At 60.4% G+C, this 17,186-nt stretch carries 16 protein-coding genes and 1 pseudogene; 3 read left to right on the forward strand and 14 right to left on the reverse strand.

Annotated elements, in window-relative coordinates; translation table 11 throughout:
- Positions 1-762 (reverse strand): annotated as a pseudogene (locus tag QM609_RS23690) (hypothetical protein); the annotation flags it as partial.
- 354 nt (positions 763-1,116) lie between these two features.
- On the opposite strand from QM609_RS23690, the gene QM609_RS23695 reads away from it, so the two are divergent.
- On the forward strand, positions 1,117-1,824 hold the full coding sequence (locus tag QM609_RS23695; protein ID WP_125051942.1) for a hypothetical protein: 708 nt from the start codon (positions 1,117-1,119) through the stop codon (positions 1,822-1,824).
- A 98-nt stretch (positions 1,825-1,922) separates the two neighbouring features.
- On the opposite strand, the gene QM609_RS23700 is transcribed toward QM609_RS23695, so the two are convergent.
- From QM609_RS23700 to QM609_RS23735, 8 genes are all read right to left on the reverse strand, one after another.
- Positions 1,923-2,540: an alternate-type signal peptide domain-containing protein gene (locus tag QM609_RS23700; RefSeq protein WP_158170642.1), complete on the reverse strand. Its 618-nt coding sequence runs from the start codon at positions 2,538-2,540 to the stop codon at positions 1,923-1,925.
- A gap of 41 nt (positions 2,541-2,581) precedes the next feature.
- Positions 2,582-4,198: a signal peptidase I gene (locus tag QM609_RS23705; RefSeq protein WP_256670297.1), complete on the reverse strand. Its 1,617-nt coding sequence runs from the start codon at positions 4,196-4,198 to the stop codon at positions 2,582-2,584.
- 82 nt (positions 4,199-4,280) lie between these two features.
- Positions 4,281-4,877 carry a SipW-dependent-type signal peptide-containing protein gene (locus QM609_RS23710; RefSeq protein WP_030535194.1) on the reverse strand — a complete coding sequence of 199 codons (597 nt, stop codon included), beginning with the start codon at positions 4,875-4,877 and terminating at the stop codon, positions 4,281-4,283.
- The gene (locus QM609_RS23715; protein WP_024488237.1) at positions 4,870-5,505 is read right to left on the reverse strand and encodes a signal peptidase I; all 636 of its coding nucleotides are present in this window, start codon (positions 5,503-5,505) and stop codon (positions 4,870-4,872) included. Before QM609_RS23715 ends, QM609_RS23710 begins: the two co-directional genes overlap by 8 nt.
- Positions 5,502-6,056 carry a hypothetical protein gene (locus tag QM609_RS23720; protein WP_050654814.1) on the reverse strand — a complete coding sequence of 185 codons (555 nt, stop codon included), beginning with the start codon at positions 6,054-6,056 and terminating at the stop codon, positions 5,502-5,504. The genes QM609_RS23715 and QM609_RS23720 overlap by 4 nt, the downstream gene beginning before the upstream one ends.
- A 3-nt stretch (positions 6,057-6,059) precedes the next feature.
- A complete protein-coding gene (locus QM609_RS23725; RefSeq protein WP_050654815.1) occupies positions 6,060-6,596 on the reverse strand; it encodes an alternate-type signal peptide domain-containing protein in 537 nt (178 codons plus the stop codon).
- A 516-nt stretch (positions 6,597-7,112) separates the two neighbouring features.
- Complete coding sequence (locus tag QM609_RS23730; RefSeq protein WP_050654816.1) at positions 7,113-8,708, reverse strand: amidohydrolase; 1,596 nt, start codon at positions 8,706-8,708, stop codon at positions 7,113-7,115.
- Positions 8,705-9,664 (reverse strand): DMT family transporter, encoded by a 960-nt coding sequence (locus QM609_RS23735; protein WP_030535190.1) that lies wholly within the window; start codon positions 9,662-9,664, stop codon positions 8,705-8,707. Before QM609_RS23735 ends, QM609_RS23730 begins: the two co-directional genes overlap by 4 nt.
- Before the next feature lie 51 nt (positions 9,665-9,715).
- On the opposite strand from QM609_RS23735, the gene QM609_RS23740 reads away from it, so the two are divergent.
- Entirely contained in the window at positions 9,716-10,273 is a 558-nt protein-coding gene (locus QM609_RS23740) for a TetR/AcrR family transcriptional regulator (RefSeq protein ID WP_050654817.1), read from the forward strand.
- A gap of 208 nt (positions 10,274-10,481) precedes the next feature.
- The gene (locus QM609_RS23745; RefSeq protein ID WP_050654818.1) at positions 10,482-12,122 is read left to right on the forward strand and encodes an ABC-F family ATP-binding cassette domain-containing protein; all 1,641 of its coding nucleotides are present in this window, start codon (positions 10,482-10,484) and stop codon (positions 12,120-12,122) included.
- Positions 12,123-12,190: 68 nt separating this feature from the next.
- Here the strand turns inward: QM609_RS23745 and QM609_RS23750 are convergent, their stop codons facing one another.
- The 5 genes from QM609_RS23750 to QM609_RS23770 form a co-directional block, all read right to left on the reverse strand.
- Complete coding sequence (locus QM609_RS23750; protein WP_030535188.1) at positions 12,191-12,679, reverse strand: nuclear transport factor 2 family protein; 489 nt, start codon at positions 12,677-12,679, stop codon at positions 12,191-12,193.
- A gap of 26 nt (positions 12,680-12,705) precedes the next feature.
- Positions 12,706-14,019 (reverse strand): MFS transporter, encoded by a 1,314-nt coding sequence (locus QM609_RS23755; RefSeq protein ID WP_007731424.1) that lies wholly within the window; start codon positions 14,017-14,019, stop codon positions 12,706-12,708.
- Positions 14,020-14,095: 76 nt separating this feature from the next.
- Positions 14,096-15,553, reverse strand: coding sequence for an FAD-dependent oxidoreductase (locus tag QM609_RS23760; protein WP_050654819.1), 1,458 nt, complete (start codon positions 15,551-15,553; stop codon positions 14,096-14,098).
- On the reverse strand, positions 15,550-16,332 hold the full coding sequence (locus QM609_RS23765) for an SDR family NAD(P)-dependent oxidoreductase (protein WP_037128614.1): 783 nt from the start codon (positions 16,330-16,332) through the stop codon (positions 15,550-15,552). The genes QM609_RS23760 and QM609_RS23765 overlap by 4 nt, the downstream gene beginning before the upstream one ends.
- Positions 16,325-17,161, reverse strand: a complete 837-nt coding sequence (locus QM609_RS23770) for an SDR family NAD(P)-dependent oxidoreductase (protein ID WP_003939904.1) — start codon at positions 17,159-17,161, stop codon at positions 16,325-16,327. Before QM609_RS23770 ends, QM609_RS23765 begins: the two co-directional genes overlap by 8 nt.
- Between the last annotated feature and the right edge of the window lie 25 nt (positions 17,162-17,186).

Here is a 17,186-nt window from a genome sequence, read left to right on the forward strand (position 1 = left end):
TTCTTCCAGCGCGGGAAGTCCTTCATCCACGTATGCCTGATGCATCGGCATCAGATCCGAGAAGATGTTCTTCTGCATCACCAGGATCATCCCCAGCACATAATCCAAGTCGTCCGCTGTGACGTTCCTGCCCACCGCGGCGAGTGCGCGCAGCCCTGCCGGCAATTGGTTCAGCGCTTGCACGCCAACCTGATCCGTGACCTGAGAAACTATCGAATTGGCAACATATTGCAGATTCGGAAACGAGTACATGTCCGCCATCAGTTCGAAGTCGATCAGTCCCCCGCCGAAGTCCGCACCAACCTGTCCGCCCATGCCCGCCCACTGCAATTCCGGGTGACCGAGTTGCAGATCCTCGTAGTAGCGGTACGACTTCACCAGGTTCGTGCGATTAGCCGACACTCCGGCGCGCGGATTCCACGATGAGAGATCGATTCCGGCGGCTTCCGTGGCAGCGACCAATCGATACTGAAACAGCAAGGCCGCATAGGATTCCGGACTGCGACCACTGGCGCGGGCTTCTTTCACAAGGGCTTGCAAGGTGCCGAGATCAGTCGGCAACGCGGGATGGACACCGCCCGGACCGTGTTCGGCATTCCGATTCACCAAAGGCAAATTCACGTACTCGTCCAGCTCGGACGCCGACGCTGAAATCTGTACCGAGAGCAACGCGGACATCGCCAGCGCACATGCCGTCGCGGCTGCCAATACGTCGCGCGCCCAACGACGTCGCCGAACACCTGCCCCCAGGTTCATCCGCATATCGATCCCTGTACTCAGGTCGGCACCGCCCCGATCGATTGCCGAATCCTACCTACTTTGCAGTAAGATAACTGAATCTGGGAGAAAATCCAAATTCCGAATCAACATCTCTGCAGCGACTGAAGCCATTGCAGATGAGAATCTTTTACCCCGAATAGTCGGCATCGAAACCCACTCGACAAGCGATCGTCCAGCTATCCGCGCCCCAATCTACGTGTCGCATCCACTCCGATTACAGTTCATTTTCAGCTCCCTCGCAGATTATTGATCAAACTTCCGAAAACGGTTGCACAACAGACAGTTAACTCTCACAACTCCTCACGCTTGGACGTTTGTCCGACTAGAATTCGGGTTATGAAAACTACCAGTTACTCATCTCGAAAGCCTGGCGCGCTATGGAGCACAGTCATAGGGATACTCACGGCCCTCGTACTTGCACTGGTGGGCGGAGCACTGATGCCGTCGCTCGCTCACGCAGCGGACGGTGAGAGTGGAATCATCGAGTACTCCGCAGACAACTCGACCTGGGGAGATACTTCCAAAATCGTCTGGAGCACAGACATACTCATCCCGGGTGGGACCAACACAACCACATTCTACGTCCGAAACGCATCGGACCGCGCAGGTGAGGCACACTTCTACGTCGGAGACTACGAAATCAGCGACGGCATGGAAGCCTTCCTTCGTGTCGACGTAAACGGCGTCACCGGCAATCCGCTCACCGCCACCGGCAATGCCGCCACACCAGGGACCCAGTTGAACTCGGTCCGCCTCGCACCGGGCCAAAGTGCCAAGGTTGCCTTCGTGATCGGAATGCCCGTCGAGGCAGGGAATTCTTCGCAGAACGGCAGTATTACGCCGAACTGGAGTGTGGACCTCACACTCGATTCCACCGATACACCCGTCACGCCCGGCGGAACCGGATCACTCGATTTCGGTTCCCTGAATTTGGGGTCGGCGAGCTTCGGTTCACTCGACACCGGATCAGTGAAGACCGGATCTACCAGCTCCGGATCGCTTGATGTCGGATCGCTCGGCAAGCCGGTCACATTCATCGGATAACCTCCCCTACAACAATTCACAAAGTGAGGCCGGATAGCAGATTTGCTACCCGGCCTCACTTCTGAACAGCTACAGCGCTCGTGTTGTCCGCACCGACATCATGCGGGAATCTGCACCAGATTCACGTCGAATCGCGCCAAGTTCAACGACTGATCCATCGACAACGCTGTCGCGGAATCCTTGTCGAAGGTGAAACGTATTGCCACGTCGACTATCTTGCCGTCCTTCGCCGTACTGACCACAGTTCCGTCGGCACCGACAGGCACTGGCACCCCGTCGAGCTTGACTTCGGTGACCGGCTTCAGCTGGGCAACCAGCGCAGCTCCACCGGAGACACCCAGATCACTGGTCGACAGCTTTGCCTTCATTCCAGTTCCCTTGATCTCCAACGCGAAACTGGCGTGGTAGGTCAGAACGTCGCCCGGCACGACAACCATCGTCGACAGATCGATCGGACCGTTCTGATCCGTCCAGGTAGGTGCGGTGACGGTTTTCAGCGCCAACGAACCGGATTCGACCGGAGTAGTCACCACAGGCGTAGTTGTGGCCGGAACGGACGTGGTCGTGGTGGGCTTACCGCCGCCGGACGAACCCAATGAGCCGGTATCAGCACAGCCAGTCAGGAATGCCGCCCCTCCGAGCATGACCAGCGATGTGCCGATCATTTTGGTACGTCGCGTATTCCATCGACTTGCGGGAACGATGCGATTATTCATTCGAACTCTCCCGTTCCCGAATTCCGTCTCTTCTATATTCATCACTTCTGCCCGTCGATCCAGGCAGCGATCTCTGCGGGAGCTTCGCCGGAGGGGTTCTTTTCCGAGACCCCTGTTTCGGCGTTGACGCGATAGACGTTGGCGCCGTCCACGATCCACAGCTCGTCTGCATCGGACTGCCACATCACGGTTGCAGTGGCGCTCACCGGTATGCTCGACACTTCTGCACCCGAACTGTCGGTGACCACCACCGCGACGCTGGCACCGTCCTGCATCAACGTTGCGTCGTAGCCAGTCAGCGACGTCTCGGCCGCACCCAATGCCACCGGCGCTTCCCTCGTGGTCGTGCTGGTTGTCGTGGTTGCATCCGTTGTCGTCGTTGCATCCGTTGTCGTTGCCGGAGTTGTCGACTGAGTCGTAGTGCTGGTCGAGGTCTCCGTTGTTGTGGTGGGACCGGTCGTGGTTGTCACGTCAGCCGTAGTGGGAGTCGTCGTCGACGTGCCTGTCGTTGTCGGTGTACTGGACGTGGTGGTCTCGGCAGCCGTCGCGGTTGTCGGAGCAACTCCGCGAGCAAGCTGCTCAGTTTCAGCGACAGCCGCGCCGGCGATCGAGCCTGCCTCACCTTGGCAATAGATGCTTGTCTGAGACGCAGGTTGGCGTAGGTTCCACCCTCGCCAGTCCGTTGACGATTCGCCCGTGATTCGGTTGATCGTGTAGATGCGAAGCGTGTACGTGTATGAGTTGAAAACGCTGTAACCAGCATCTGTGTAGTAGATAGTGGATGAGACCTGGGTTCCTACTGCGGCACCAACACCGGGATCGTATCCCCATGTTTTCATCAACGAGTTTCCGTTGTAGTACCGCGCCTCGTAGCGATATTGGGGACCTATGTGACTCCACTTAACAGTGGACGATTGAGAGCCACCTATGCCGTTTGTCGTGCAACTGACGCTGCTCGTTGCGGGATTGATCTTCCCGCTCACGGTAATGGCACCACTCGTTGCGACGGCAGTGTCTGTGAAGGCCGCTGCGGTGCCGCTCACCTGCGTAACACCGATCAGTGCAAATGCCGAAACACCGAGAACCGCAAGCTTTCGGAGCGAGAACGCCGAGCGATGTCCGCCTGTCCCGCTGTTCGAAGAAACCATCGGAAACTCCATCGTTGCAGCGGCTTCCGTGTCCACACTGCCAACTCCTCCACTCGGACCGTCATCCGAATCCTTGCGGCGAGAGTTGGGCCGGAAGGCAATGATCACCAATCCGCCGACCAACGCTCCGCCGAGGAAGATCGCGAGTGGGCTGGAGAGCCAAGCAATTGCGTAGCCCAGGCCCCCGACGCTGAAGAAAATGCGGTCGGCTTCGGTGACGAAGTAGGGCTCCACGTCTGGCTTGGCATTTGCGTCACCCTTGAGAGTCACCGTGACGGAGTTACCAGCCTGCTGGTCAAGTTCGTACACGCGGTGTGTGATGCGCGTGCCCTGTCCGTTGACGACGCTTACGATGTCGCCCACTGAGAGGTCGGTGGCGGGCACGGTTCGGGCCAATGCCAGGGAGCCAGTGGTGATTTCGGGAGACATCGAACCCGAGCGAAAGACGAGCGGCTTGATGCCGAACAGCATCGATGCCGCGGCGGCGAGAACACAGATGAGTCCAGCCACCGCCCCTATTGTCAGCGCGAGTTCGCGACCGGCACGTGCCGATCTCGAACTGCCGGGAGTTGTGTGATCAGACATGGTCACCTCAGGCTGTCGTCGCCGCGAACTGGAATGAAACATTGATCGACTTGTTCTGTTGTGCCGAAAGCACTCCCGTATCGAGCGCAACCTTGAAGCACAGCGTCTCAGAACCTGTATTCGCAGCCAACTGACGTCCTGTTGTGATGATCGGAGTCGCGGCAGTCGTCGACAAGCCGACCGGGCCGGCAATCGGGGTTGTGCAACTCTGATCGAGAACAGTCACCTTCATAAACGGGGCAAGCGCGGCCTCGCCTGTTGCGGTTGCTGCCATGGTGTATTTGAACTGTGCCGCGCCAGTGTTCTGTACAGGCAGAGTTGCCGTGACACTGTCGCCGGGCATCATGCCCGTCTTGGTCAACGCGGTGAAGCCGTAAGCAGTCGGATCTCCCGGGTCACCGTTGAGCTTCATCTCGATCGAACCGGTGCTGAATACGCCGGAAGTCGCTGTAGCGTTGTCAGTCCACGCAGCAAGAGTGCCAACGGCACCGAGGCCCAGAACAATTCCCACCGACATGATCGCGCGTGCGCGGCCGCTGGTTGCGCCCCCGACCAGACGTGTACCGAGCGAGGCGGGCGCCTGCTGCTCCTCGTGCTTAGACATGGCTGTGCCTTTCTTGCTGCTCAACTCGAGGCGCCGGCGCACTCGGTTCGGAAGGTTGGGGGTCTGCAGACGCAGAACGTCGCCGGGTACGGTCACGGACCGATCCGACGAACATGAACACGGCATAGATCGACAGTGCGCCGACGACAACCGTCAGCATCACCGAGCGCATCTGCCCAGTGATGGCGTTGTATACGTACCCGATGTACGGCACGCTGTACCACACCTTGCCGCGAATCTGCTCCGGTACAACGGGATTCTGATCCGCTATCGGATTTGCATCGCCTTGTGTGACGAAGGTGAGATCACCGGCGGAGTTGAGTCGCACCATCGTGATTCGGTGCGTAACCACATCGGGCTTCCCCGACTCGATCTGGTAGGTGATCGCATCACCTGCCTGCAATTGGGCAGCGTCCTGCGGTTTCACCACGATAAGGGTGCCGGGTGGATAGGTGGGCTGCATCGAACCGGTCAACACAGTGAAGGGCGTCGACCCCGTCAAACGTGGAACAACGACCGTCGACAACAGAATCGCCAGAACACCCAGCAGCAGAGCCCACGAGACAATATTGCGGATCCACCACCAGGCGCCGGTTCTCTGATCAGAACCCTTCACTGCGTGCGTCATACCGACTCCGCTTCGAACGAGAAATGCACGCTCGTGGAAACACCCGATGCGACGTCAGGACCGACAGTGCCACGCAGGCACAAGATGTCGGTACTGCCGGCAGCAACCGTGCGCCATCCCGAAGCTGTCGGTACCTGAGCGCCGACCATAGGACCGTCGTAGATCGCGGTGCCGGCAGCTGCGCCCTGGGCAGGGCAACCGGCTTCGGTAGCCACTGGCGTCACTACCAACGCGAGCGGAACATCAGCGGAAGACTGCGTGACGTTCTGGATCCGGTAATTGAGTGGAACGCTACCGGAGTTGTGAACTGTCAACGGAGCCTGTGCATATGCGTTGGGGAACATACCGGTGGCGCCCAGAGCAGTGAAGTCGTAACTGCTCTGGCCGCTCCCGGCACTGCCCACCGTCAGGTCGAGGATCCCGGACTGGATCGTGCCACCGGACAGTGTTTCAGCGGCCGTCCACCGCGCGCTGGTCTGCTGCACCGATACGAAGATCAGTCCGATGACCAGCGCGGCGGCGGTTGCCCACCAACGGTAGTGCTTACGCAAGACTTATGCCTGATCGAGAGTGACGTTGAAGTTCGCCAAGCTGATCGAACCATCCTGCGAACCATTGGTTGCAGCAGCCTTGGTGAAGTCGAACGAGACATTCACATCGACGAGATCACCGTTGTTAGCGGACGTGATCGCAACACCGGTTCCGTTGGTCGGGAGGGTGGCGGCACCGACGCTGGCGGTCACAACAGGCGCCATCTCGGTCGGCAAGGTGGAGGTTCCTCCGATTGAGGACAGGTCGGCCTTCAACGTCGCGCTCAGGTTGTTACCCACAGCGCCGATGGTGACCTTGCCCGAGTACACAACCTTGTCGCCTGGAACTACCTTGTAGGTGTCGATTGCGCCAGGCGCGAGGGCCGTGCCATTCACTGACCAGGTGGGAGTTCCCGACGCTGTCAGCGTCAAATGACCTGAGTTGATCGTTCCGCCGGTCATCGGTGCGTTTGCGTTCCACGCCGCCATGGTTCCCGCGCCACCGGCGAGGAGAAGTGCTGCTGCACCGGCCGCGACTGCGCCCTTGGTTGCCTTGTTCATGGAGAACACTCTTTTCGTCTGGTCCCCGTGGCGGGGAGCTTGCAGGGTGAGAAAGCTGGTCGGATCCAGTCATGTGCGCCCTGGTACGGGCAGAGGGTTTCGTTCATCCGTGGTCAGTGAGGGGTCGTAGCGGTAAGTGCAGAGCGAGAGCGTGTTGCGGAAAGATTGCGAGCCGTTCTCGCGAACGGGTCATTCCTCTCTCGTGCTGTCGACGTCCGCTTGCGTCGTTTAGATTTTTACCACACGTATCAGGAATTTTTGGCGAAAAGCTGGTCGAATGTCCAGAAGCTTGTTGAAACCTGAACTTGACTACAGAATCGCCTCTCACCTGGATCATTTAAAAGACGCAGCACTTTGTTGCAACCCGTTTGCTGAAGTAACCTTCGCCCGGATGGTCCATACAGTCGGAAATTCACCTGAAACAAGTTCTACACACTTTTGGTTTGTTTTGGGGATCGTTCGATTGCCTCCGCTTTGAAAGCAGCGACAATCGAGCAACAAACTAAGGCGGAGGCCCTACACCTCGAAGACGGTCTCACCTCCGACAACCGTGCGCAGGACCGACAGTTCATTCAAGTCTGTCGAATCGCTGCGCAGCGGATCTCCGTCGAGCACAACAAAATCCGCCAAAAGTCCCACCGCTATCCGACCTTTGTCCGATGACTCACCGGTGAGACGGGCGGCTGCGCTTGTGTAGCCGGCCAGCGCCTCGGACGCGGAAACCCGTTGCTCCGCACCCAGAACATGACCTTCTCGCGTCACACGATGTACGGCGGTGTTCATCGTGAAGAGCGGGTTCACTGGAGTGACAGGGCAGTCGCAATGCAGCGCGTAGGCAAGCCCCGCCGCCACGACCGACGCCACGGGGCTGATCCGCTCGCCGCGACCCGGTCCGAGAAAACGATCGCGGTGCCGGTCACCCCAGTAGTAGACGTGGTTCACGAAGATCGACGCCACCACCCCGAGTTCGACCATCCGCGCGATCTGATCTTCCCGCAACGTCTGAACGTGCTCGAGGCGATGCGAAACTTCGATGTCCGGGTGCGCCGTCCGTGCCGCTGCAATTGCGTCCAATGCAAAATCGATGGCCTGATCACCGTTGGTATGAATCGCAACCTGTCGGCCGGCGGCGTGATGTTCCTCGACGAGTGCCCCGAGCGCACCTGCCGGGATTGCCATTCCGCCGCAGTGGCATCCGCCCAGATCGTGGTACGGCGCGGTCAGCGCAGCGGTGTGCAACTGAATCGACCCGTCCGAAATGAGTTTGACGCCGCCCACACGAACTCGCTCGGTCGGATCGGCGAGTTCACCCAACTGATCGTGAACCCCGTGGCCGAGATAGAGGCGCGCACGCAGCCTCAAGTCACCATCGGCGTCGAGTTGCCGGTACGCCTCGTACATCTCGGCCGTGACGTACATGTCGTGGAAACTCGTCACGCCCACCGACGCCATGACTTCCTGCGCCCGCAGCATCGCGATCTTGGACGCATCCGGGTTCATATCCGGAACAAGTCCGTGCACCAGAGACATTGCCGGAACCTCGCACAGTTCACCGGTGGGTACACCGTCGCTGTCCCGAACGATGACACCACCCTCCGGATCGACCGTGGTGGCATCGATCCCGGCCTTCTCCAGTGCGACCGAGTTGACATAGATTCCGTGAGCAGACAAGTGCCGCACCAGAATCGGATGATCGGTGGAAGCCTTGTCCAGATCAGCTACGGTCAGGCCTCGATCTTCCGCCACGAGGCTGTCGTCGAAGCCCCACGCTTCGATGGGCTCGCCAACTGGTGTGATCGCGGCCCGCGCGGCCAACGCCGTGATCAACTTCTCGATGGTCGGGCACGTATTCGTCGTTGCGTCGACCCCACTGAGCATCAAACCCCACATCATCGGATGAAGGTGCGTCTCGATGAACCCCGGCACAACCACCGCTCCGGCGAGATCGACAACGGAGGTTTCGGAATCGGTCAGCGCCGAGATCTCGGCGTCAGTTCCGAGGGCGACAAATCTGCCGTCCTTGACTGCCACAGCGGTGGCGTTATCGCCGACCGCACCGTCCATGGCCCTGATGTCGCCGTTGATGTAGATGTGGTCAGCCGCCGTGGTCATACGCTTGTCTCCATTCGTTTTCCGACAACAGTCGTCGAGGATTTCTTCGCGGGTATCCGCGTCGCCACAACCACTCCGGCCAAAATCATTCCGGCACCCGCAAGTTGGACAAGAGTTGGGGTCTGTGCAAGCAGCACTGCGCCGAACAACAGTGCTGACGCCGATTGCAACACGAGGCTGGCGGCGACTGCACTTGCAGGCAGACGCTGACTGGCGCTGGCTACCAGCAGCCACCCGATCACCTGAGATACCAACGCGAGCAGCACAAGCCAGCCTTGAGCTACGAGCGAAGGGGTCAGATCCAAAGTTCCACTCACGAGGCCGTATGCACCTGCCGTGAGGGCAGTGGCTCCCGTCGAGACGAACATCGGCAACGCCGTTCTGCCCGCCGCCCGAGTAGCCAGACCCATGAGGAAGATGTAGACCGCGTACGCGCCTGCGGCGATCACGGCAAACGACACTCCGACAGCAGGATTCGACCCGGTGAGCGTTGTGCTCGTCCCGGCTACCAGAGCAACTCCGACAAAGAGCAACGGAAGGCTGGCGACCAGTTCCCGGCCGATCCGTTGGCGCAGGACAACGTAGCCGAGGATTGCGACGAACAGCACCTGCAAATTCAGGATCACAGTCGAAAGACCTGCCCCGATCGAATGAATCGACTCGTGCCAGAGCACCAGATCGATTCCGAGGAACGCGCCGGCAAGTAGAGACTTCACGATCCAGGGCGCCGAGACCGAAGGCCGGGGTGACCGACGACGCTGAACGAGCACGAGCATGCCGAGAGGGATGAGCGCATAGAGACACCGAAAGAATGCACCCGTCGACGGAGACACTCCTGAGAGTTCGTAGAGCACCGAGGTCAACCCGAGGATGCATGCACCGGTGACGACTACGCGCAGGTCACGACGGCGTAGTTGATCGCCGGACGGCTCGCGTGGCGATACTTCATCACTCATGGTGATAATGTATCACCGACGCGAAGCCTGTCATACAGGGAAGATGCGTGCATGAGAACTCCGGTTACCCGTGAACGCGTGATCGCTGCCGCAGCCGATCTCGTCGACAGCAAAGGCGCCGACGCTCTGGTACTGAGTCAACTCGCCGAGACCCTCGACGTCCGGCAGTCAGCGCTGTACAAACACGTCGACGGGGTCGACGACGTCCACCATCAACTCAGCCTCCTCGCACGCAACCTTCTCGCCGAACAACTGCGTGCCGCCGCGGTCGGTCTCTCGCGCGACGACGCCGTCATGGCGCTCGCGGACGCATGGCGTGCGTTCGTCCGAGTACACCCCGGGCTCTACGCCATCACCGACCGCTACCCCACTGCTCCGCATCCCGATCTGGTCTCCGCCGTCGGCGAGGTGGTCGAGGTCATCAACCGGGTGATCGCGGGATACGGTCTGAGCCCGGATGATTCGGAGCAGGCGGCGTGGTCTCTTCGCAGTGCGCTGCACGGCTTCTGCATCCTCGAATCGGTAGAGGGACAACCGGCCGGCACCGACCCGGATCGGGTGTATCGACGACTGGTCGAACTTCTCTGCGCCGGTATTGCTCGTATGTAGATACCGGCTCCTGTTATCGTCGGATGAAACAACACAGACCAAAAAGGATCAGACATGGTTGGTGAACTCGACATCTCCGGATAAAACCGGGCATGACGGCCACCGGCAGACGCCTCGGAGCGCTGCCGTCGTGGCCATGTTGTCGTTCACTTACCCGACTCTTCGCGGAGCAGCGTTGCCGCGCCCGCACGACACCTGAGGTCTATTCATGTCCGATACCTACATCGTTTGCTCGAATCTGTCTTTTGCCTGGCCGGACGACACTCCGGTCTTCGACGAATTGTCATTCACCGTGCCCGGCGGCCGAACCGGGCTGGTGGCCCAGAACGGCGTCGGGAAAAGCACTCTGCTCAGATTGATCGCCGGCCAGTTGCGGCCGCGCGCCGGCAGTGTGTCCGTCGACGGCGTTCTCGGATACCTTCCGCAGGACCTGCCACTGACGGGCGATCTGACCATTGCCGAGGTCTTGGGCATCGCCCCGACGCTCGCTGCGTTGGACGCAGTCGAATCCGGGGACACACGAGAAGAACACTTCACGACAATCGGGTCCGACTGGGATATCGAGGAACGAACGCGAGCCCAACTCGGTCGACTCGGTTTGGCCGACATGACGTTCGATCGTCGCCTCGACACTCTGAGCGGCGGGCAGGTCGTCTCGCTCGGACTGGCGGCGCAACTCCTGCGACGCCCCGATGTCCTTCTCCTCGACGAACCCACCAACAACCTCGACCTGGACGCGCGCCGCAGGCTTTACGACGTTCTCGACGACTGGAGTGGTTGTCTGTTGGTGGTCAGTCACGATCGAGGACTACTCGACCGCGTGGACCGCATCGCCGAACTTCACAGCGGCGAGATCAGCTTCTACGGTGGCAATTTCACCGACTACGAAGCCGCGGCACGCTCGGCTCGCGAAGTGGCGGAGAAGAACATCCGCAACGCCGAGCAAGAGGTCAAGCGCGAGAAGCGCGAACTGCAGCAGGCCCGAGAACGTGCTTCGCGACGCGCAAGTAACGCTGCCCGCAATCTCGGGAACGCGGGCTTGCCCAAGATCTTTGCGGGGACCATGAAGCGCAATGCTCAGGAGTCGGCAGGCAAGGCCAACGAGACACACCTCGCCCGGGTCGACGCGGCGAAGGACCGACTCGACAAAGCGGGCCGCGCTCTTCGAGACGACCAGACGATTTCACTCGAATTGCCTGGCACACATGTACCCGCCGGCCGGACGGTGTTCCTCGGTGAGCGAATGCAAATCGCGTTCGGCGATCATGCGATCTTCGCCGACTCCGGAATCGACCTGGCCATTCGAGGACCGGAGCGTATCGCGTTGACCGGGCCGAACGGCGTCGGAAAGTCGACGTTGCTACGCATCGTCAACGGGGATGTGGCGCCGACTTCCGGTGAGATCACGCGAGCCGACGGTCGAGTGGCATACCTGTCGCAGAGGCTCGACCTACTCGACCCCGCACGCACCGTCGCAGAGAACTTTGCCTTGTCTGCTCCAGGCCTACCGGCACCGGAACGCATGAACATCCTGGCGCGCTTCCTCTTTCGGGGTGCGGGTGCTCATCTTCCCGTCGCTGCACTCTCGGGCGGTGAACGACTGCGGGCTACATTGGCGTGCGTTCTCTTCGCCGATCCGGCCCCGCAGCTGCTTCTTCTCGACGAGCCGACCAACAACCTCGACTTGGTGAGCGTTGCTCAACTCGAAAGTGCCCTGAATGCATATCAGGGGGCGTTCGTGGTGGTCAGCCACGACGAGAGATTCCTGGCCGAGGTCAAGGTCGAACGCTGGCTCAGGCTCTCGGACGGCCGTTTGACCGAGGTCGCCGCACCAGGCGCATTGGGCTGACACGAGAAGTGAACAGGCGAAAGGCCTTCACACACGATGTGTGTGAAGGCCTTCGTCTGCACTACTGGTCAAGGCGTCCTGGTGTACACCGGATCGTCGAAGGATCGACGTTGCGTCACCCAGTCCGTGGACAGGATGTTCTCGATCACGTCTTCACGGGATTCGTCGAACACGACAATCCGATCGGCGATTCGCCATTCACCATGGCGCCTTTCGAACCTGTCGACGTAACGGCATTTGATCGTCGCAAGCGTCTGCACCGTATCCGTACCGGAACGCTCTTGCCGCAGAAAGCACAAACAGTACGACTCACACTGAGCGACATCGCCGTTGACGTCGATCAGTATGTTGGAAATGCAGTGAATCGACGAGTCGATCGTCTTGTGTCTGAGCTTCATGTCTTCGATCAGCCCGTCGACGGTTCCGATGTAACCGCCGTGGTTGTCTATCGCGTCGTCGAAGTAGCAGAGGGCCACGCTGTCGAAATCCTTCCGATCGACGGCCCGAGCGTAGCGATACAGAACTTCGGTGATTTCTTGCTTGTCAGCGAGGGACACGGTCAGGCTCCTGTTCTACCCGATGATCAATCAACCTGCAGTTCAACACCCTTGGTCTCCTTGATGAAGAAGACCGTGACGAGGGTGATCACCGCACAGAAGACGAAGTATCCAGCCGGAGCGAGAGAGTTACCGGTCAAGCTGATGAGATAGGTGGCGATGAAAGGCGCGGTGCCACCGAGGAACATGTTGGTGACGTTGTTACCCAATGCCAGACCGCTGTACCGCACAGATGCTTTCAGCATTTCGACATAGGTCACGTACGAAGCACCGTTGACAACGGAAACGCAGATGAAGAGCACTGACTGACCGACAACCGCCTGCCAGATGCCAGAACCGGCCATCATCATGAACATCGGGATTCCGAGAACCACTGCGGCGGCACTACCGGCGAACAGCACCGGCCGACGCCCGTACTTGTCTGCCATGTATCCCGAGATCGGCAACGTGATGACGCCGAGAACCAGTGCAAGAGAGGTGGAAAGGAAAGCAACGCGCGACGAATGACCGCCGGTGGTCTGCAGGTACGTCGCGGCATACACCGAGGCGATGTAGTAACCGCCGGTGATGAGTGCGCCCAGCAGGATGATCTTGACGACGCTGCCACCGGAGGTGCTGAGCAACTCACGGATGGGAAGCTTCTTGGTCTCACCCTTGTCCTGCAGTTCTTCGAACTGAGGAGTGTCTTCCATCTGGCTGCGGATCCAGATACCGATGCCACCGATCAGTAGGCTGAGCAGGAACGGGATACGCCAAGCCCATTCGAGGATCTGCTCTTGCGAGAACACCGACGTCAGGCCGAGGGCCATGAGCGAAGCTGCCAGCGAACCCAGGTAGGTGCCGGTATTGACCATCGAGGTCTGCGTCGCACGCCACCGTTTGGGAGCGGACTCGGAGACGAACGCGTTGGCGCCGCCGAGTTCACCGCCGGCCGCGAAGCCCTGCAGGCAACGAGCCAGAACCAGGATGGACGTCGCCCACACACCCAACGTGGCGTAAGTCGGCAGCAGGCCCATTCCGGCTGTCGCGAGAACCATCAGGAGGATGGTCCAGGACAGCGCGTTCTTGCGGCCGTACTTGTCGCCGATGTGGCCGAAGAAGATGCCGCCGGGCACGCGTAGGAAGAAGGCCACGGCGAATGCTGCAAAGGTACCGAGCAGTGCTGCGTTCGGGTCATGGGAAACGAAGAACAGCGCGGCGATCGTCGTGGCCATGTATCCGTAGATACCGAAGTCGTAGTACTCGACGACGGTACCGACGATGGCCGCGCGAATTACCTTCGTCGTCGACTGTCGTTCGGTTGCCACGCTGCTGCCCTCGGTGGATTCGGCTCTCGCCATGGTCTCATTCTCTGACATGTTGTTCCCTGCCTGGATTGGATACTGACTGGATTCGGTGCCGCGCAGACGTCGGACGTCAGGAGTGCGCGATGGAATGGACCGGTGCGCTCTCAGCGCTGGTCCTGGTGTAATTCGCCGCATTACGTCCCGCTACGCGGCCCATGGTCAAAGCGTTGGCAACCGCATTGCCGCCGCCCACGTATCTCAGTCCGAGGATTCCGGCGCCGGCCTCACCTGCGGCGTACAGACCCTCGATAGGTACTCCGGTGCTGCCGAGCACGGCCGCATCGGTGTTGATCTCCATTCCCGCATGCGTACAGACGAGCTCTGCCGGAAGGATTTTCGCGGCATAGAACGGAGCTGTCGCAATAGGATCCGGATTGCCGACGGCACCCTTGTTCCGCAACGTGCGATGGCGGAGGAAGTCGTCGTCGTGACCGCTGGGCAGTTGGTCGTTCCATCGACGCAGGGTTTGCGCCAACGTCGCAACCGGAACACCCGTAGCCACTGCGAGGTCTTCGATCGTGTCCGCACGAATCGTGCCACCGGCGGCAACTTCTTCCTCGATGCGTTCGGGATTCCAATCCGCATATCCTGGAGCCAGATTCACGCGAGCGTTCTCGTCGAAGATCATCCAACCGTATCCACCCTGATGGTCGATGATGCCGGTCGAGACCGCGTACGAGCTGTCCTCGTCCATGAAACGACGGCCGTCCTGGTTGACGTAGATCCGCGACTTCGGCGGAAAGCCGGCCTGCCAGTGGTGGAATCGCTGGAAGTAGACGGTGGGCAGCATCAGACCCCAGCCGTCGCCCGCCAGGGAAGCACCGAGGTCTTCGGCAAAACGAAGATGGTCTCCGCGGCTCCCCTCGGCTGCGACGACGAACAAGGCCTCTCCGGCCTTGTTCGCGTCCGGGAAGTGGCGTTCCACCAAACCCGGATCTTGCGCGAATCCACCGGAAGCAACAACGACGGCGCCCGCAGGCACCTCGATGTCGTCGGCGACAACACCGACAACCCGACCGTCTTCCTCGATCAGCTTCTGCACCCGAGTTCCGAAGATGACCTCGATCCCGTGCTTACGACGAGCCTTGTCCAGCACCTGAATCAGTCCGTATCCCTGATCCTTGGGCACGTGGCCGCGCCAGACGTCCTCGACGCCGGCTTGGGCGAGTCCCGGCTGGTGAGCGTTACCCGAGATCGTCGCGGGAATCTCGACGCCGAGTCCGATGAGCCATTCCAGTGTCGGACCGGCGTTTTCGCAGAACGCACGAATCAATCCGGGTGAGAGCATCCACTGGTTGAGGTCCATGTAGTGCTGGAAGAACTTCTCTGCCGAGTCGTCGACTCCGAGGCCGGCCTGCACGCTCGTTCCGGCGGCCGTGAAGATGCCGGCCGACAGCGCGGTGGATCCACCGAGTTCGGTTTCGGATTCGAACAGCAGAACGGATGCGCCTTCTTCAGCTGCCGACACCGCAGCGGCGAGACCTGCTCCGCCGCCACCGATGACAACGACGTCCCAGTGTTCGGTCATGAAAGTTCTCCAGTCTCCGCGATGATGCGGTGGTAAAGACCGTTCGACACCAACCCGCCGTCGACAGTGAGTTCCGTACCGGTGGTGTAGGTCGAACTGTTCGAGAGCAGGAACAGCACTGCTTCGGTGATCTCGTCGAGAGTTCCCATGCGTCCGAAGGGAACCGACTTCAGTGACGCGGCGACGAAGTCGTTCGCGCCGCCGAGCAGCGCCGTACCGACCAGTCCCGGGTGCACCGAGTTGACGCGAATCCCCCACTGCGCGAAGTTGCCTGCGGCCGACTTCGACAGACCGGTCAGACCCCACTTGCTCGACGAGTAAGCCGGAGAGAAGTATCCGATCTGACCGGCGATGGACGAGATGTTGACGATCGATCCGCCACCACTCTCGCGCATCAGCGGCGCCACCGCCTTCATACCGTAGAACGGGCCGAAGAGGTTGATCTTCATGGTCAGCTCCCAGATGTCGTTCGGGGTGTCCATGAATTCGAGCCGACGCGAGATACCGGCATTGTTGACCAGTCCGCCGAGTTCCCCACGGGTGGTGCGAATTTCGTCGACAACCCGGTCCCAGGCATCGGCATCGGTGACGTCGAGAAGATGAGCGGATGCCGATCCGCCTGCGGCGACGATGTCGTCGACCACGCCGGATGAATCCGAAACATCGGCAATGCAGACATGCGAACCGCGCGCGGCGAGAGTGCGCGCGTGATGCGCTCCCATCCCGGCAGCACCGCCGGTAACGAGAACGACGCCGGGATATGTCGTGGACTCAGACATGCCGCGAACCACCGTCCACCGCAATGCTGTGCCCGGTGACGTAACGCGCGCTGTCCGAGAGCAGGAACAGCAGCGGGCCGAAGACCTCTTCGGGCGAGCCCAGACGATGCAGTGGTACCGCGTCGAGTGCGTTCGCGAGCGCGATCGGATCTTCCTGGACCCACTTCGTCATCGCCGTGTCGATGTAGCCGGGTGCAATGGAGTTGACCCGAATACCCTTGTCGCCGAACTCCACTGCGAGAGACTCCGTGAGGTGCGCAACGGCAGCTTTCGACGTGCAGTATGCGCCTCTCCCCTTCCGCACACGCAGCGCAGACACCGAAGACATGTTGACGATGGCGCCGCCGGGACCGAGGTGACGTGCCGCCGCCTGAGCACCGTAGAGCACTCCTTCGACATTGACACTCAGCGTTGCGCCGATCTGCTCCGGGGTGATCTCCTCGGCCAGCGCAAACGGGAAGATACCCGCATTGTTGATCCAGAAATCGACCCGGCCGAACTCCTTCAACGCCAACTGCGCAAGCAATTCATGCTCGTCGGGCTTGGTGACGTCGACCCGAGCTCCGACGACGCGACCCGGCTTGTCCGCCAGTGCATTCGACTCCAGGTCCGTGTTGATTCGCGTGGCCGTGGCGAGCATCTGCTCTTCGTTGATGTCGGCGCCGACGACATGTACGCCACGTGTTGCCAGTCCTTCGGCGAACGTCGCACCCATTCCCTGGGCCGCACCGGTCACCACTGCGACCTTGCCTGCCAACTCCGGGTATACCGCCGACATCTGCGTCACTACGGTGCGGCCCGGGTTCGTCTGGTCAGAGCTTTCGGTCATGATGAACTTCTCCTACTGAATATTG

It is taken from the genome of Rhodococcus sp. IEGM 1302 (assembly GCF_030056935.1).
GTDB classification, from domain to species: Bacteria; Actinomycetota; Actinomycetes; order Mycobacteriales; family Mycobacteriaceae; genus Rhodococcus_F; species Rhodococcus_F qingshengii.

Coding starts and splice junctions, on each gene's coding strand:
- QM609_RS23745 (WP_050654818.1), top strand. CDS start 10,482: ATGTCCGATACCTACATCGTTTGCTCGAATCTGTCTTTTGCCTGGCCG.
- QM609_RS23725 (WP_050654815.1), bottom strand. CDS start 6,596: ATGAACAAGGCAACCAAGGGCGCAGTCGCGGCCGGTGCAGCAGCACTT.
- QM609_RS23735 (WP_030535190.1), bottom strand. CDS start 9,664: ATGAGTGATGAAGTATCGCCACGCGAGCCGTCCGGCGATCAACTACGC.
- QM609_RS23770 (WP_003939904.1), bottom strand. CDS start 17,161: ATGACCGAAAGCTCTGACCAGACGAACCCGGGCCGCACCGTAGTGACG.
- QM609_RS23710 (WP_030535194.1), bottom strand. CDS start 4,877: ATGTCTAAGCACGAGGAGCAGCAGGCGCCCGCCTCGCTCGGTACACGT.
- QM609_RS23765 (WP_037128614.1), bottom strand. CDS start 16,332: ATGTCTGAGTCCACGACATATCCCGGCGTCGTTCTCGTTACCGGCGGT.
- QM609_RS23695 (WP_125051942.1), top strand. CDS start 1,117: ATGAAAACTACCAGTTACTCATCTCGAAAGCCTGGCGCGCTATGGAGC.
- QM609_RS23760 (WP_050654819.1), bottom strand. CDS start 15,553: ATGACCGAACACTGGGACGTCGTTGTCATCGGTGGCGGCGGAGCAGGT.
- QM609_RS23730 (WP_050654816.1), bottom strand. CDS start 8,708: ATGACCACGGCGGCTGACCACATCTACATCAACGGCGACATCAGGGCC.
- QM609_RS23740 (WP_050654817.1), top strand. CDS start 9,716: ATGAGAACTCCGGTTACCCGTGAACGCGTGATCGCTGCCGCAGCCGAT.
- QM609_RS23700 (WP_158170642.1), bottom strand. CDS start 2,540: ATGAATAATCGCATCGTTCCCGCAAGTCGATGGAATACGCGACGTACC.
- QM609_RS23755 (WP_007731424.1), bottom strand. CDS start 14,019: ATGGCGAGAGCCGAATCCACCGAGGGCAGCAGCGTGGCAACCGAACGA.
- QM609_RS23715 (WP_024488237.1), bottom strand. CDS start 5,505: ATGACGCACGCAGTGAAGGGTTCTGATCAGAGAACCGGCGCCTGGTGG.